This is a genomic window from Pseudomonas sp. M2 (assembly GCF_015751845.1).
Taxonomy (GTDB): Bacteria; Pseudomonadota; Gammaproteobacteria; order Pseudomonadales; family Pseudomonadaceae; genus Aquipseudomonas; species Aquipseudomonas putida_E.
In genome coordinates this window covers 343,408-357,696 of the sequence record NZ_JADOUD010000001.1, presented here as the reverse complement: position 1 = coordinate 357,696, position 14,289 = coordinate 343,408, and the positions used below count along the sequence as shown (strand labels likewise).

The following is a 14,289-nucleotide window of genomic DNA, read 5'->3' as shown; positions in this document are numbered from 1 at the left end:
CTATTGTCGACGCTATCTTTCCAAGCGATTTGGCAGGGCCATGGAGAAAGTCATTGTCATCACCGGCGCCAGCCGTGGCATCGGCGCCGCCACCGCCATGCAGGCCGCCCGCGAGGGTTACCGCATCTGCATCAACTACCACGCCGATGACCAGGCCGCGCAAGGCATTCTTGCCCAGGTGCGCGCACTCGGCGCCCAGGCCATCTGTGTGCGTGCAGACGCCAGTGTCGAGGACGAGGTGATCCAGCTGTTTCATCGCGTCGATGAAGAGCTCGGCCCCGTCACCGCACTGGTGAACAACGCCGGCACCATCGGCCAGCAAAGCCGTGTCGAAGACATGTCGGAGTTCCGCCTGCTCAAGGTGATGAAAACCAATGTGGTCGGGCCGATGCTTTGCGCCAAGCACGCATTGCTGCGCATGGCCCGCCGCCACGGCGGCCAAGGCGGGGCCATCGTCAATGTGTCATCGGTCGCTGCGCGCCTGGGCTCACCCAACGAATACGTCGACTACGCCGCCTCCAAAGGCGCCCTCGATACCTTCACCATCGGCTTGGCCAAGGAGGTGGCAGGTGAGGGGGTGCGGGTCAATAGCGTGCGCCCAGGCTACATTCATACCGCCTTCCACGCCCTGTCCGGCGACCCCGACCGTGTCGCCAAGCTCGAGCCTGGCTTGCCCATGGGGCGCGGCGGCCGCCCGGAAGAAGTGGCCGAGGCGATTCTCTGGCTGCTGTCGGACAAGGCGTCTTATTCCACTGGCAGTTTTCTCGACCTGGGCGGCGGGCGCTGAGCGCCACCGCTCATGGCTGCCTGGCCGCCAGCAGTTGATGGACGCACTCGGCCAGCGCATCCAGCTCGAACGGTTTGCCCAGTACATGGCTGCCTTGCAGCAGCTGATCGTCTCCCAGCGCCGCACTGTTGTCATAGCCGGTGATGAACAGCAGTTCAAGGCCGGGATACTGTTGCCGGTAGCGCTCGGCCACCTGGCGACCGTTGGGGCCGTCGGGCAGGCCGATGTCGCTTAGCAGCAGGTCCGGCCGCTCGCTGCGTTGCAAGTGTGCCAGGGCGGCAGCGCCAGTCTCGAAGGCTTCGACCTGATAACCCTGTTCTTCCAGCACCTCGCGGATCACCAAGCGCAGGGCTAGCTGGTCTTCCACCAGCACGATGCGCTGCCCGCCCGCACGGTGCCTATCCAGTGAGCCGGTCTTGGAGGGCAGGGCCTGCTGCACGGGCTGTGCGTGATGGCGCGGCAGGTACAGTTCAACGCGTGTGCCCTTGCCGGGTTGAGAAAGCAAGCGTAACTGCCCGCCAGACTGGCGCACGAAACCGTAGGTCATCGACAACCCAAGGCCGGTGCCCCGGCCGTTGGGTTTGGTGGAGAAGAACGGGTCGAAGGCGCGTGCAACCACTTCCTCGCTCATACCGCAGCCGTTGTCGACAACGCTGAGGCGCACGTAGTCGCCGCAGGGCAACCCCAAAGGGCGTGCCTGATCGCTGTCGAGCGCCACATTGTCGCCATGAATGCTGATGACACCACCGTCAGGCAGCGCGTCGCGGGCATTGATGCACAGGTTGAGCAATGCGCTTTCCAATTGTGGCGGGTCGATAAAGGTTGGCCAGAGTTCAGGCGCGAACCGGCTGTGCAGGGAAATGGAAGGGCCGATCGTTCGGCGCACCAGCTCTTGCATGTCGCCCAGCAGCGCCGCCACCTCGGTGGAACGTGGTTGCAGGGTTTGCTGGCGCGAAAATGCCAGCAGTCGGTGCACCAGCGACGAGGCGCGTTTGGCCGTACTGTTGGACAGTTCGAGTAAGTTTTCCAGCCCGGTATAGCGCTGTTGTCGCAGGCGCAGCTGGATCAGTTCCTGGGTATTGAGGATGCTGCCCAGCAAGTTGTTGAAGTCATGTGCGATGCCGCCGCTAAGCTGCCCGACGGCCTCCATTTTTTGCGCCTGACGCAGGGCCTGCTCTGCGTTGGCAAGGCGTTGCTGCTGCTGTACCCGCTCGCTGATGTCGTAGGCGAACAGGTAAGCACCCATCGGGGTACCTGCAGCATCGCGCAGGGCATTGAAGCGCAGTTCATAATGGCGCTGGTCCGGCGGCTGGCCGAATGCACCGGTTGCGGTGAACTGCTCGCCCTGCAGTGCCCGTCGCCACAAGGGCAGGATCGCATCCCGGTCTGCGGCATTGTCACCCATCAGGGGGGGCATGCAGGCGCCGACTACCGGTGTCTGACCATACAGGAACCGGAAGTCCTCCCTGGCCTTGCGATTGACGGCCAGCCAGTGCATGCCGCTATCGAGCACATGCACGTTGGCTGCGCTCTGGTCGATAAGCTCTGCGAACAGGCTGCGCTGTGCCAGGGCTTCGCTGACCCTTTGCTCCAGGTGCGCATTGAGCTGCTCGAGGGCCTGCTCGGTCTTGCGTCGCTCGGTGACATCCTTGAACAGAACCGCAACCTGCCGGCGCTGCGCCGGCTCGACGCGAAAGCTGCTCACTGACAAAACGCGGCCGCTGGCTCGCAATTCCTGCTCGAATTGCAGGGGGGTGCCGGTATGCAGCACTGGACCGTAGCGGGCAACCCAGGCGTCGGCTTCATCAGGCAATATGTCGCGCATTTTCTGGCCGGTCACGTCAGCGATGCCGGCATGCCTGGCATAGGCCGGGTTGACGAGCACGTGCACGTAATCACTCAGCGGGCCATGCGGGCCGTCAATGAATTCGATGATGCAGAAGCCTTCATCCATGCTCTCGAACAGAAAGCGGTAGACATCGAGGCCCAGATGCGGGTGTTGCTGCAGTTCGGCTTCAAGCTGCGCGTTACGGCGGCGCAGGGTTGCGATTTCCTCGCGCAGGGCGAGCATCTCGTTCAGAGGCATTGGCGACGTCCGGCAGCGGTGCGTGGCCAGACTTTAACGCGACGGCTCTGGTACGCCTAGCCGCCATCTCGCCAGATTGCGCACGAGTGGGCAGTTTGCCGTCAGAATGAGCGGATGATGCGGCCCAGGGTTTCCATTGCCCGTTCGGCGGTGTCGCCCCAAGGGGTGCCGTAGTTCAGGCGGATGCAGTTGCCAAAGCGGCGGGTGGGCGAAAATATAGGCCCCGGAGCGATGCTGATGCCTTGGGCCAAGGCCATGTGGAACAGCTTCAGTGCATCTATCCGTTCGGGCAGTTCCAGCCACAGAAAGTAGCCGCCAGAAGGCTGGCTGACTCGCGTCTGCGGCGGAAAATACCGCGAGATGGCGGCGAGCATGTTGGCTTGCTGGCCCTCCAGGGCATAGCGCAGTTTGCGCAAGTGGCGGTCATAGCCGCCGTGTTCCAGGTAGTCGGCAATGGCGGCCTGGGCCGGCATCGAGGCGCACAGCGAGGTCATCAGCTTGAGCCGTTCGATCTTCTGGGCAAAGCGCCCGGCGGCTACCCAGCCAATGCGGTAACCGGGCGCCAGGCTCTTGGCGAACGAGCCGCAGTGCATCACCAGGCCTTGCGTGTCGAAGGCCTTGGCGGGCTTGGGCGCCTGCTGCGAGTAATACAGCTCGGCGTAGACGTCGTCCTCGATCAGCGGCACCTGATGGCGCTGCAGCAACGCCACCAATGCCTGTTTCTTCGCCTCGGGCATGCTCGCGCCCACCGGGTTCTGGAAGTTGGTCATGCACCACACGGCTTTGACCGGGTGCTTTTCCAAGGTCTGGGCGAGCGCGGCCAGGTCCATGCCTTCGCGCGGCTGCACGGGTATCTCCACTGCCTTGAGCTTGAGCCGTTCCAGCACCTGGAGGCAGGCGTAGAAGGCCGGTGCTTCGACCGCCACCAGGTCACCCGGCTCGGTGACCGCCTGCAGGCACAGGTTCAGTGCTTCCAGCGCGCCGTTGGTGATCAGCAATTCCTCCATGGGCAGCATCAGCCCGCCGACCATGTAGCGCAGGGCGATCTGCCGGCGCAGTTGCGGGTTGCCCGGTGACAGGTCGGTGACCACCATGCGCGGGTCCATGGCCCGGCTGGCGCTGGCCAGCGAGCGCGACAGGCGCTGCAGCGGGAACAGTTCCGGGCTGGGGAATGCCGACCCGAACGGCACGGTGTTCGGGTCCTTGATCGACTCGAGTATCGAGAACACCAAGGCGCTGACATCCACGTCAGTCGATTCGCTCAACGGCTCCATTGGCTGTGGCTCGCTGAACTGACGCGGTGCATGGGCAGTGACGAAATAGCCTGAACGCGGCCGTGCGCGGATCAGCCCGCGGCGTTCAAGCAGGTAGTAAGCCTGGAACACGGTCGACGGGCTGACCCCGTGCGTCTGACTGGCGTAGCGCACCGAAGGCACGCGCTGGCCGGGGCCGAGCACGCCGGAGCGGATCAGTTCGGCAATGTCATCGGCAAATCGTTCGTAGCGTTTCATGAGGGCTCGGCAAGCAGGGTGAACAGGCAATTCACCCACACTATGGCCCCGAAGCGGTTTTCAGTACAGGCTCAGGCCATGCACCAAAAACCGGATCAGTTGCCAGGCAGTGCTTCTGCCGCGCTAGATTACCGAGCCAGGAACGCTCGCCTTCAAATGCTTTCGGCTGTCCACGGCACCGGCGACGGTCAGCGCGTCGGCTTCGGCTTCGGTGATCGGGACACGCTGGCCTGCGAGCAGTGCCACAGACATGTGCAACTGCTCATCTGTGACGATCTCGATGTCCGGGCCATCGCCTTCGATGCGCAGGTCTTCGCCTATGAGGGTGCAGCGGCGGGTGCTTTCTTCGATTTCGACGGGCATGGGGTGGTCCTCCGGGTTGCGGTTACAGGTGTGACCGCGACCGGTAGCAGGTTGCTGCATCAAGCTGCTGCACGGCACTTTATCGGGTGTACACGGGTCAACCCACAAAGGCGCCCCTGCCGGCCTTTTCGCCTGCATTGCTCGTGAATGGAAGGTAGGGGCAGCACACAGCTTGCGTCTGAGTAACGACCCATGGACCTCATCTGGCAAACCATTCAAGCAGAATTCGCCGACATCACCGAAGTGCGCGAAGTCACTCGGATCATCCTGCGCCTGCTGATGGCAGCCATTCTGGGTGCCATTCTGGGCTTCGAGCGTGAGCACAAAGGCAAGTCCGCTGGTGTGCGTACACATATGCTGGTGTCGATGGGCGCTGCATTATTCGTGCTGGCGCCAAGCATGGCCGGTGCCGACGAGCAGGCCTTGAGCCGGGTGATCCAGGGTATCGTCGCCGGTATCGGTTTCCTCGGTGCCGGCACCATCCTCAAAGGTAATGGCCGCGATACCAGCCACGTCAAAGGCCTGACCACGGCCGCCGGCCTGTGGATGACGGCGGCAATCGGTACCGCTGCAGGCATGGGGCGTGAGGCGACGGCGCTGATCAGCACAGTGCTTGCGCTGCTGGTGCTGGCCACGATGCCGATAGTGGTGGAGAAGGTCGAGGGGCAGGACGAGGAGAAACAGCAGGAGGAGGGCAGGAAGCACTGAGGGGAGCCGAAGCTCCCCTCAAAGCGTTGTTGCCTGCTCTTTTCTTATTATTGAGGCCGGCCTTTTGTTGTTTTTGTAGGCCTGCCTTGGTGTTGCGGGTGACCCCCAACCGGGGTCAAGAGCAAACGTATTTTTTTGAGCGCTGACCTGCTTTCATCCTGGGGATCCGATGCTGACTGCCGCTACCTTGAGGTAGTTTTATTGTTCTGTGCCAGACCGCGGGGCGAACCCCTGAAAAGCGTGTCTACTCCAAAAAAATCTGCTTGCTGCGCCTCTGCCGTGTTGTTCTTGTTATGTCAGAGCCGTTACATGTTGTTTTTATTGGGTATCGCATTTTTTTTTGTTGTTGTACCAAAGATATAGCAGGTGCCGTGCCAACTTTTTAAAACCCTTGAAAATCAATGGTTTGGCCTGATTCGCATGATTTGGGTGCCGTGAAATTCTGTCGAATTGTTTCCCTGTTACCCGATTTTTTGCTGACGGCTGTGGGGGCGGTAACACTCACCCACACATACGTGACAACCGTGTGAATCACTGTGCGCTGCGTGCCCGCGCCACACGAGAGCCGTTGGCCCGGCCCAGCACCTTGCTGATCCGCTGCCCGGCGGCGATCAAGCGGCCCAGGTCGATGCCGGTTTCAATCCCAAGCCCTTGCAGCAGGTACACCACATCCTCGCTGGCGATATTGCCCGTTGCGCCCTTGGCATAGGGGCAACCCCCAAGGCCGGCCACCGAGCTGTCGAACACACTGATGCCTTCGAGCAGGCTGGCATACACGTTGGCCAGCGCCTGGCCGTAGGTATCGTGGAAGTGGCCGGCCAGTTGCTCGCGCGGCACGTGCGCCGAGACTACCTCGAACAGCCTGCGGGTATCGCCTGCGGTGCCAGTACCGATGGTGTCGCCCAGAGAGACTTCGTAGCAGCCCATGTCATGCAGGGCCTTGGCCACAGGGGCGACCTGTTCGGCACTGACCCTGCCTTCATACGGGCAGCCGAGCACGCAGGAAACGTAACCGCGCACCCGCACACCGTGGCTGCGCGCCGCCTGCATGATCGGCTCGAAACGCTGGAGGCTCTCACTGATCGAACAATTGATGTTGCGCTGGGAGAACGCTTCGGAGGCGGCGGCGAACACTGCCACTTCCTTCACCCCGGCCGCCAGGGCGTCTTCGAAACCCCGCAGGTTGGGCGCCAGGGCCGCATAGGTAACACCCGCGCGTTGCTCGATAGCGGCAAACACGTCGGCAGAGCCGGCCATCTGCGGCACCCATTTGGGCGAAACGAAACTGCCGACTTCAATGTAGGCCAGCCCGGCGTCGGTAAGGTCGTCGACCAGGCGCACCTTGTCCGCGACACTGATGGGCTGGGCTTCGTTCTGCAGGCCGTCGCGAGGGCCGACTTCGACCAGGCGGACTTTTTCGGGCAAAGGCATGGTGGGGTTCCTGTGGCGGGTCAGCGGTTGTCGTTATTGTTCAATGTTGCGGCCAGGGCCTGTTCGCAACGTTCCTGGGCGGTGTCCAGCTCCAGTTGCATCTGGTGAATATCGAGCATCTGTTGCTCAAGCTGGGCGCGGCGCTCGGCGATCTTTGCCAGCATGCTGTTGAGTTGCTTGAGGTTACCGCTGCTGGGGTCGTAGAGCTCGATCAGTTCACGGCATTCGGCCAGCGAGAAACCGATGCGCTTGCCACGCAGTATCAGCTTCAGGCTGACCTTGTCGCGTGCCGAATAGATGCGTTCCAGGCCACGGCGCTCGGGGCTGAGCAGGCCCTGTTCCTCATAGAAACGTATGGCGCGGGTGGTGATGTCCAGCTCGCGGGACAGGTCGGAAATGCTGTAGGTCTGGCTGCTCATGCATGGGCTCGGCGTGGAGTATGGCGGTATCCTGAATGCAGCTTGACGTATACGTCAAGCAGGGTGTTGCGGGTGTGTCGCTCTTTGCCGTCCGGACAGGCATTGCCAATCAATCAGGCTGCACCGAGCGACGATAACCATTGGGTGTCTGCCCACTCAAGCGCTTGAAGAACCGTGCAAAGTAGGTCGGATCACTGAACCCCAGGCTGTCCGACAACTGCCCGATGCTCATGCGTGTGTAGATCAGGTTTCGCTGTGCCTCTAGCAGCAGCCGCTGGTGCACCAGTTGCAGTGCGCTCTGCCCGCTCAATGCCCGGCACAGCTGGTTGAGCTGCAGGCTCGGGATCTTCAGCCGCGCGGCAAAGTCCTCCACCGACAGGTGCTCACGGTAGTGCGCTTCGACTAGGCGCAGGTATTGCCCCAGCAACTGACGGTCACGTTCGTCGCGGTTGCGCGGCGCCTGGCCCAGTTGCTGGCGACGGCTGATCCACACCATCAGTGCGGTCACCAGGGCTTCGAGCAGGGGCGCGCGTGCCGGAGCATGGCCCTGGTACTCCTGCTGCAGCGTGTCGATCAGGCTGCGCAGATGCACACGGTCCTTGCCCAACGGGTAACAGGCAGGCTTGGCCAGCACCCCCAGCGGTGCACCCAGGCGTTGCTCGAGGTTGGCTACCAGCGCGGTGCCGAAGGTCAGCACATGCCCCTGGATATCGGCACTGAAGCGAAAACCGTGCACGGTCAGCGGTGGCACCACCTGGATTGCCGCTTCGCCAATGGCACTACGCACGCCCTCGATCTCTACCTGAGCCTGGCCACGTTGCACATACAGCAACTGAAACAGTTCGGCGTGCTGGTGCGGTTTGATTTCCCAGTGGTGCAGGCGGCTGCGGGCCGGGATCGACTCGCAATGCAGCAGGTCCGTACCGGGCCATGCCTGGTTTTCGCCATACAGCTGAAACAGCGGGACGCCGGGGAGTGACGATTTCATGAGCGGCTGGCCTGTCCGTTAATCGAACGCTTTTTATAAAAGTGCAGGTTTTGCATCGGATAGCACAGCTATTGCGCCTGTGCTGCCCGTAAAAATGCAGCTAGAAATCTAATAACACGAGAGAACAACAATGAAAACTCAGGTTGCAATCATCGGTGCAGGTCCGTCTGGGCTTCTGCTTGGTCAACTGTTGTACAAGGCCGGGATCGACACGGTCATTCTTGAGCGTCAGACGCCTGACTATGTACTTGGCCGCATCCGTGCCGGTGTGCTCGAACAGGGTACCGTCGACCTGCTGCGTGAGGCAGGTGTTGCCGAGCGCATGGACCGCGAAGGGTTGGTGCACGAAGGTGTCGAGCTGCTTGTAAGTGGGCGCCGCCAACGTCTGGACCTCAAGGGCCTGACCGGAGGCAAGACGGTCATGGTCTATGGCCAGACCGAAGTGACTCGAGACCTGATGCAGGCGCGCGAAGCCAGCGGTGCGCCGATCATCTATTCGGCCAGCAATGTCCGGCCCCACGAGCTCAAGGGCGAACGGCCGTACGTAACCTACGAGAAGGACGGCCAGACCCATCGCCTGGACTGCGACTACATCGCCGGCTGCGACGGCTTCCATGGTGTTTCCCGCCAGAGCATCCCCGAAGGTGTACTCAAGCACTACGAATGTGTTTACCCGTTCGGCTGGCTAGGAATGCTGTCCGATACGCCGCCAGTGAACCACGAACTGATCTACGCCCATCACGAGCGTGGCTTTTCGCTGTGCAGTCAGCGTTCGCAGACACGCAGCCGCTACTACCTGCAAGTACCGCTGGATGAACGCGTGGAGGACTGGTCCGACGAGCGTTTCTGGACCGAACTCAAGGCCCGCTTGCCAGAAGACGTGGCAGCGCGCCTGGTCACCGGCCCGGCGCTGGAAAAGAGCATTGCTCCCTTGCGCAGCCTGGTGGTCGAACCCATGCAATATGGGCACCTGTTCCTGGTCGGTGACGCCGCACACATCGTCCCGCCCACCGGGGCCAAAGGCCTCAACCTGGCGGCTTCGGACGTGAATTATCTGTACCGCATCCTGGTCAAGGTCTACCGCGAAGGGCGCACCGACCTGCTGCAGCAGTACTCGCCCTTGGCGCTGCGCCGCGTGTGGAAAGGCGAGCGCTTCAGCTGGTTCATGACCCAGTTGCTCCATGACTTTGGTGAGCACAAGGATGCCTGGGAGCAGAAGATGCAGGAGGCGGACCGTGAGTATTTCCTGTCCTCACCTGCGGGGCTGGTGAACATTGCCGAGAACTATGTGGGGTTGCCGTTCGAGGATGTGGTTTAGGGGCAGTGCATTTAGAGCGCTTGCGATCAAAAAAGAGGCCTGCAGGTTAATAACGGTCAGTTAGCGTTAGCAGGGCTGCTATGCAGCCCAATCGCCGGCAAGCCGGCGATTGGGCCTCGGAAATTGCGAAGATCAATGCGCCTGCGCGTGACGGCGCACCCGATTGACCGGCTGCTGCTTGGCCGGAACCTGCGGTGGCAGGTGGTGATGGTGCTGTGCATGACGCCGCACGATGCGTAGTACACCCCAGAGCATGGCGGCAGCGACGCTAAGCCACATACCTACCAGCATGAGGATTGCCATGGTCAGGCTCATGTCTACCTCCTTCTCTTGGGCCAGCTTTCGGCTCACCCTCCAGATATTGCTTAGTCTAGCTCCCCCCGCGTGACGTTCCATCTATCGAAGGTCTATTGCTTGGTTCGTTTGGTTCCAAGCCCGCACCGGGCTATACCCACGTCGCCTGGCGCCCTATGATCGTGGGTCAAGGCCGGGCGTTGCCAGCCTGGCGCCAGAACAAGCGAGTGTCCATGGTGCAAATTTCCTTCAAGTCCCGGGTTTTCGAGCCGCGCCGCCTGATGGTGGCCTGCCTGCTGGCCGCGAGCCTCTCAGGCTGTGCCAGCGCGCCACCGGCCGCCGTCAAGGGCGTTGCGCAGCGGGTCGAGATCAGCAGCGTGCCGTTCTACCGAGGCAACGCCAACCACAGTGGGGCCATGGCGCTGGCGGCGTTGCTCTCGCAGCAGGGCGCGCCGATCACCCCAGGGCTGCTGGACAAGCCACTGAACCTGCCGCAGGGCGCCGAGTCGCTGGGCACCGGCATCCCGCGCGTGGCGCGCGATTACGGCAGGGTCGTATACCCGCTGGACAAACAGCTGGACGCCCTGTTGACCCAAGTCTCTGCAGGCAACCCGGTGCTGGTGCGTTTTCAGGAAGGTTCGGCGTGGTGGAGCGAGCCGCGCTATGCGGTGCTGATCGGTTTTGACCGTTACAAGCAGCGGGTGCTGCTGCGTTCAGGGATGCACCGGCGGCAGATGATGCCCTTCGATGATTTCACCTCGGCGTGGGCGCAAGAGGGGAGCTGGGCGATACTGGTACAGCCGCCACGGCAACTGCCGGCCCAGGTGGACCGGCAGCGCTGGCTGCAGGCTGCCGACGAGTTGGCCCGTGCGGGCCAGGAATTGGCGGCTAAGCAGGCCGTGGACAGCCTGGAAAGGTAAGCCACCCGTACTGGCCTGATCCGCGGCAAGCAGGCGATCAGGCCAGTGCTGGCAACATCATCAGAAGCCCAGACGGTCGCGCAAGCTGTAGTACCACGCACCCAGGGCGCTGAACGGTACGCGCAGCATCTGGCCACCCGGGAACGGGTAGTGCGGCAGGCCGGCGAACGCGTCGAAGCGCTCGGCCTGGCCGCGCAATGCCTCGGCCAGCACCTTGCCCGCCAGGTGGGTGTAGGTGACGCCGTGGCCCGAGCAACCCTGCGAGTAATAGATGTTGTCGCCGATACGGCCAACCTGTGGCAGACGTGACAGGGTCAGCAGGAAGTTGCCGGTCCAGGCGTAGTCGATCTTGACGTTCTTGAGCTGCGGGAAGGCCTTGAGCATCTTCGGGCGGATGATCGCTTCGATGTTGGCCGGGTCGCGTGCACCGTAAACCACACCACCGCCGAAGATCAGGCGCTTGTCGCTGGTCAGGCGGTAGTAGTCGAGCAGGTAGTTGCAGTCCTCGACGCAGTAGTCTTGCGGCAGCAGGGTGCGGGCCAGTTCCTCGCCCAAGGGCTCGGTGGTGATCACTTGAGTCCCGCATGGCATCGATTTGGCCGCCAGTTCCGGCACCAGGTTGCCCAGGTAGGCGTTGCCGGCGACGATGATGAACTTGGCGCGCACCTTGCCCTGCGGGGTGTGCACAACCGGGTTGGCGCCACGCTCGATGCGGATGGCCGGGGTCTGCTCATAAATGATGCCGCCCAGCGACTCGACCGCGGCAGCTTCGCCCAGGGCTAGGTTCAGCGGGTGGATGTGGCCGCCGCTCATGTCCAGCATGCCGCCGATATAGCTGTCGCAGGCGACCACTTCACGGATGCGCTTCTGGTCCATCAGCTCCAGCTGATTGTGGCCGAAACGTTCCCACAGGCGCTTTTGCGATTCCAGGTGGCCCATCTGCTTGGAGGTCAGCGCAGCGAATACGCCGCCATCCTTCAGGTCGCACTGGATGTTGTACTTGGCTACACGCTCACGGATGATGCGGCCGCCTTCGAAGGCCATGTGGCCCAGCAGCTGCGCCTGCTTGGGGCCAACGGTGCGCTCGATGACGTCGATGTCACGGCTGTAGCTGTTGACGATCTGGCCGCCGTTGCGGCCCGATGCGCCGAAGCCGACCTTGGCCGCTTCGACGATGCTCACCTTGAAGCCGTTTTCCAGCAGGAACAGGGCGCTGGACAGGCCGGTGTAGCCTGCACCGATGATGCACACATCGGTTTCCACCTCACCCTGCAGCGCCGGACGTGGCGGCACCGGGTTGGCCGAGGCGGCGTAGTAGGACTGGGGGTAGGGGGTATTGGCCATGCTCGAGAAACCTCGTGTTTTATATTTTTAACGAATGTACCGATGCTATCAATAATAATAAACACCCGCTAGTCGTCCGTTGAAAATCCTTTACTGCTCCTTGGCCGGCGCTTCTCTATAAAGAGGTTAAGATTCAGTAGGTTAGCTCGAAAAAAAGTGTTGACAGCGGTTTTGGATTGCGTAGAATGCGCACCACACGACAGGCACATAGCTCAGTTGGTTAGAGCACCACCTTGACATGGTGGGGGTCGTTGGTTCGAGTCCAATTGTGCCTACCAAATCTCAGAAAGGGCGATCCGAAAGGGTCGCCTTTTTTGTTGGTGCGCCTCTTTAAAAGGCCGGGCGCTACAGATGTGGCAGGCTTCTGAAAGTTTTTGATTTTTTTGAAAAAAACGCTTTACAGGTGCGCATTCGGTGACTAATATGCGCACCACACGACAGGCACATAGCTCAGTTGGTTAGAGCACCACCTTGACATGGTGGGGGTCGTTGGTTCGAGTCCAATTGTGCCTACCAAATATCAGAAAGGGCGATCCGAAAGGATCGCCCTTTTTGCATTGTGCGCGTCCGGTGGGTGGCCGGTATGTAGCAAGGTGTAACGTATGGTCGCGGTCCGGGCCATGGGCCGCCATGCTAGAATCCGCCGCTTCGAAACGGGAGGTACACGCGTGCGCAAACTGGCAGTGGTAATGGCAGTGCTGGCCCTGGTGGGCTGTGAGAACGAGGTCGAAGGTGTGCACAAGCAGGTGGCTGAGCACCTGCACAACCCCAAGACCGCCAAGTTCGGCAACGTGCGGATCGACACCAAAGGCACCATTTGCGGTCAGGTGCGTGGCAAGGACGATGCCGGGCAGTACGAAGCCTACCGCAGCTACGTCGCCGTCAAGGGTGAGGGTGGCCAGTACGACATTATTGTCGACGACAATGGCAACAACCTGCGCATCCGCGAAATCTGCGGCGGCGCCGAGTTACAGCGCCGCGCCGAGGCCTTGGCCGATCAGCCTGCCCCCCAAGGCTGGGATGTCGAGGTGATCCAGGGCGCCAACATGGGTGCATTGAGCGACATGACCGCCCGCCTGATCGAGAAGGGCATCCCGTCCTCGGTCGAATATCGCAATGGCAAGCCGGTGGTGCTGCTGGGGCCGTTCCCTACCAAGGAGGAGGCCGAGGCACGCAAGGCAGAGGTCATGGCCAAGCTGGGCACGGATTCGGTTGTCATTCAGCACGGTGCGCAGCGCTGACTTTGTAGCATGGCCTCTAGTGTGGGAGTCGGCTTGCCGGCGATCACCGGCGCAGCCGATGCCATGCACTGAGGTGCCTGCATAGAGGCGAGCCGCCTTTTCCCGCTGGCTGTGAAAGCGCCGGAACAGACGCCTGTCATCTGTAACCCGACCCGTCTATGCTTGCTCTGTGAGACGGCTGAAACGGGGAGGGCCTCATGTCTACACTGGAGCGGGCCATCGTGGTAGCCACCAGAGCGCATGAAGGGCAATACGACAAAGGCGGTGCGGCGTATATCCTGCACCCCCTGCGGGTGATGATGCAGGTGTCCACGCCCGAACAGCGCATCGTCGCCGTGCTTCACGACGTGATCGAAGACACGCCGCTGACACTTTCCGATCTTGCCCGCGAGGGCTTCACGCTAAAGATCCTGGCCGCCTTGCTGGCCTTGAGCCGGCGTGATGGCGAAAGCTACGAGGATTTCGTCGTGCGCCTTGGCTGCGACCCGCTGGCGCGTACCGTCAAAATGGCCGACCTGGCCGACAATAGCGACCTTTCACGCATCGCCTGCCCAGGCCCGGCCGACCTGGCACGGCTGGCCCGTTATCGGCAGGCCAGCGCCTACCTGCAGGCACTGGCCTAGGCCCCTTGCGCGGTCAATCGTCCTTCGGCACCGTCCAGAAAATCTGCACGCCGCCATCGTCGCGGTGGGCGAGGGTGACGTTGTCGTTCTCGGCGATCTCCTCGAGCAGGGTTTCCCAGTCGTCGGGCGACTCCTGTTCCAGGCGGAAGATCAGGGCGGCGCGGCTACGTTGAGCGATGGGGCTGTTGATGATTTTCTGGATACGCGTACCCAGTTGTTCATAACTGCTCGGCGTTGCAGGGGCGGTACTGGCCAC

General features: G+C 61.9%; 15 protein-coding genes and 2 tRNA genes. 8 read left to right on the top strand and 9 right to left on the bottom strand.

Translation table 11 applies throughout. The features are described 5' to 3' along the window. Positions 1–40 precede the first annotated feature (40 nt). Positions 41–787, top strand: coding sequence for an SDR family oxidoreductase (locus IWW33_RS01880; RefSeq protein ID WP_115275262.1), 747 nt, complete (start codon positions 41–43; stop codon positions 785–787). A 10-nt stretch (positions 788–797) separates the two neighbouring features. Here the strand turns inward: IWW33_RS01880 and IWW33_RS01875 are convergent, their stop codons facing one another. The 3 genes from IWW33_RS01875 to IWW33_RS01865 all read right to left on the bottom strand — a co-directional run bounded on the left by IWW33_RS01875 (position 798) and on the right by IWW33_RS01865 (position 4,747). After that, positions 798–2,873: a PAS domain-containing protein gene (locus tag IWW33_RS01875; RefSeq protein WP_174141664.1), complete on the bottom strand. Its 2,076-nt coding sequence runs from the start codon at positions 2,871–2,873 to the stop codon at positions 798–800. A gap of 101 nt (positions 2,874–2,974) precedes the next feature. After that, positions 2,975–4,384: a GntR family transcriptional regulator MpaR gene (mapR, locus tag IWW33_RS01870; protein WP_115275260.1), complete on the bottom strand. Its 1,410-nt coding sequence runs from the start codon at positions 4,382–4,384 to the stop codon at positions 2,975–2,977. A 123-nt stretch (positions 4,385–4,507) separates the two neighbouring features. Then, positions 4,508–4,747: a DUF3203 family protein gene (locus IWW33_RS01865; protein ID WP_046787191.1), complete on the bottom strand. Its 240-nt coding sequence runs from the start codon at positions 4,745–4,747 to the stop codon at positions 4,508–4,510. Positions 4,748–4,939: 192 nt separating this feature from the next. On the opposite strand from IWW33_RS01865, the gene IWW33_RS01860 reads away from it, so the two are divergent. Next, on the top strand, positions 4,940–5,455 hold the full coding sequence (locus tag IWW33_RS01860) for an MgtC/SapB family protein (protein ID WP_174141665.1): 516 nt from the start codon (positions 4,940–4,942) through the stop codon (positions 5,453–5,455). Positions 5,456–5,986: 531 nt separating this feature from the next. Here the strand turns inward: IWW33_RS01860 and IWW33_RS01855 are convergent. The 3 genes from IWW33_RS01855 to IWW33_RS01845 all read right to left on the bottom strand — a co-directional run bounded on the left by IWW33_RS01855 (position 5,987) and on the right by IWW33_RS01845 (position 8,293). Next, the gene (locus tag IWW33_RS01855; protein WP_174141666.1) at positions 5,987–6,886 is read right to left on the bottom strand and encodes a hydroxymethylglutaryl-CoA lyase; all 900 of its coding nucleotides are present in this window, start codon (positions 6,884–6,886) and stop codon (positions 5,987–5,989) included. Between the two features lie 20 nt (positions 6,887–6,906). Then, entirely contained in the window at positions 6,907–7,305 is a 399-nt protein-coding gene (locus tag IWW33_RS01850; protein ID WP_046787188.1) for a MerR family DNA-binding transcriptional regulator, read from the bottom strand. Positions 7,306–7,414: 109 nt separating this feature from the next. Further along, the gene (locus IWW33_RS01845) at positions 7,415–8,293 is read right to left on the bottom strand and encodes a helix-turn-helix domain-containing protein (protein ID WP_125923285.1); all 879 of its coding nucleotides are present in this window, start codon (positions 8,291–8,293) and stop codon (positions 7,415–7,417) included. A 130-nt stretch (positions 8,294–8,423) separates the two neighbouring features. Here IWW33_RS01845 and pobA point away from each other — a divergent pair, with 130 nt between their 5' ends. Further along, positions 8,424–9,611, top strand: a complete 1,188-nt coding sequence (pobA, locus tag IWW33_RS01840; protein WP_115275257.1) for a 4-hydroxybenzoate 3-monooxygenase — start codon at positions 8,424–8,426, stop codon at positions 9,609–9,611. A 132-nt stretch (positions 9,612–9,743) separates the two neighbouring features. On the opposite strand, the gene IWW33_RS01835 is transcribed toward pobA, so the two are convergent. Continuing rightward, positions 9,744–9,926 (bottom strand): hypothetical protein, encoded by a 183-nt coding sequence (locus tag IWW33_RS01835; RefSeq protein ID WP_039604431.1) that lies wholly within the window; start codon positions 9,924–9,926, stop codon positions 9,744–9,746. Positions 9,927–10,081: 155 nt separating this feature from the next. Between IWW33_RS01835 and IWW33_RS01830 the strand changes: the two genes are divergently transcribed. Continuing rightward, the gene (locus IWW33_RS01830) at positions 10,082–10,825 is read left to right on the top strand and encodes a peptidase C39 family protein (RefSeq protein ID WP_174141667.1); all 744 of its coding nucleotides are present in this window, start codon (positions 10,082–10,084) and stop codon (positions 10,823–10,825) included. A gap of 60 nt (positions 10,826–10,885) precedes the next feature. Here the strand turns inward: IWW33_RS01830 and IWW33_RS01825 are convergent, their stop codons facing one another. After that, the gene (locus IWW33_RS01825) at positions 10,886–12,169 is read right to left on the bottom strand and encodes an FAD-binding oxidoreductase (protein ID WP_012313845.1); all 1,284 of its coding nucleotides are present in this window, start codon (positions 12,167–12,169) and stop codon (positions 10,886–10,888) included. A gap of 201 nt (positions 12,170–12,370) precedes the next feature. Here IWW33_RS01825 and IWW33_RS01820 point away from each other — a divergent pair. The 4 genes from IWW33_RS01820 to IWW33_RS01805 all read left to right on the top strand — a co-directional run bounded on the left by IWW33_RS01820 (position 12,371) and on the right by IWW33_RS01805 (position 14,033). After that, positions 12,371–12,447, top strand: a tRNA-Val gene (locus tag IWW33_RS01820). 161 nt (positions 12,448–12,608) lie between these two features. Further along, positions 12,609–12,685, top strand: a tRNA-Val gene (locus IWW33_RS01815). 152 nt (positions 12,686–12,837) lie between these two features. Beyond that, positions 12,838–13,410: an SPOR domain-containing protein gene (locus IWW33_RS01810; RefSeq protein WP_046787184.1), complete on the top strand. Its 573-nt coding sequence runs from the start codon at positions 12,838–12,840 to the stop codon at positions 13,408–13,410. Between the two features lie 197 nt (positions 13,411–13,607). Continuing rightward, a complete protein-coding gene (locus IWW33_RS01805) occupies positions 13,608–14,033 on the top strand; it encodes a bifunctional (p)ppGpp synthetase/guanosine-3',5'-bis(diphosphate) 3'-pyrophosphohydrolase (protein WP_046787183.1) in 426 nt (141 codons plus the stop codon). A 13-nt stretch (positions 14,034–14,046) separates the two neighbouring features. Here IWW33_RS01805 and IWW33_RS01800 read toward each other — a convergent pair whose 3' ends face one another. After that, on the bottom strand, positions 14,047–14,289 hold the full coding sequence (locus IWW33_RS01800; protein WP_039602925.1) for a DUF1654 domain-containing protein: 243 nt from the start codon (positions 14,287–14,289) through the stop codon (positions 14,047–14,049).

Bases quoted from the DNA above. Each gene is read 5' to 3' on its own strand.
- IWW33_RS01880 (WP_115275262.1), top strand. From the start codon at position 41: ATGGAGAAAGTCATTGTCATCACCGGCGCCAGCCGTGGCATCGGCGCC.
- IWW33_RS01875 (WP_174141664.1), bottom strand. From the start codon at position 2,873: ATGCCTCTGAACGAGATGCTCGCCCTGCGCGAGGAAATCGCAACCCTG.
- mapR (WP_115275260.1), bottom strand. From the start codon at position 4,384: ATGAAACGCTACGAACGATTTGCCGATGACATTGCCGAACTGATCCGC.
- IWW33_RS01865 (WP_046787191.1), bottom strand. From the start codon at position 4,747: ATGCCCGTCGAAATCGAAGAAAGCACCCGCCGCTGCACCCTCATAGGC.
- IWW33_RS01860 (WP_174141665.1), top strand. From the start codon at position 4,940: ATGGACCTCATCTGGCAAACCATTCAAGCAGAATTCGCCGACATCACC.
- IWW33_RS01855 (WP_174141666.1), bottom strand. From the start codon at position 6,886: ATGCCTTTGCCCGAAAAAGTCCGCCTGGTCGAAGTCGGCCCTCGCGAC.
- IWW33_RS01850 (WP_046787188.1), bottom strand. From the start codon at position 7,305: ATGAGCAGCCAGACCTACAGCATTTCCGACCTGTCCCGCGAGCTGGAC.
- IWW33_RS01845 (WP_125923285.1), bottom strand. From the start codon at position 8,293: ATGAAATCGTCACTCCCCGGCGTCCCGCTGTTTCAGCTGTATGGCGAA.
- pobA (WP_115275257.1), top strand. From the start codon at position 8,424: ATGAAAACTCAGGTTGCAATCATCGGTGCAGGTCCGTCTGGGCTTCTG.
- IWW33_RS01835 (WP_039604431.1), bottom strand. From the start codon at position 9,926: ATGAGCCTGACCATGGCAATCCTCATGCTGGTAGGTATGTGGCTTAGC.
- IWW33_RS01830 (WP_174141667.1), top strand. From the start codon at position 10,082: ATGATCGTGGGTCAAGGCCGGGCGTTGCCAGCCTGGCGCCAGAACAAG.
- IWW33_RS01825 (WP_012313845.1), bottom strand. From the start codon at position 12,169: ATGGCCAATACCCCCTACCCCCAGTCCTACTACGCCGCCTCGGCCAAC.
- IWW33_RS01805 (WP_046787183.1), top strand. From the start codon at position 13,608: ATGTCTACACTGGAGCGGGCCATCGTGGTAGCCACCAGAGCGCATGAA.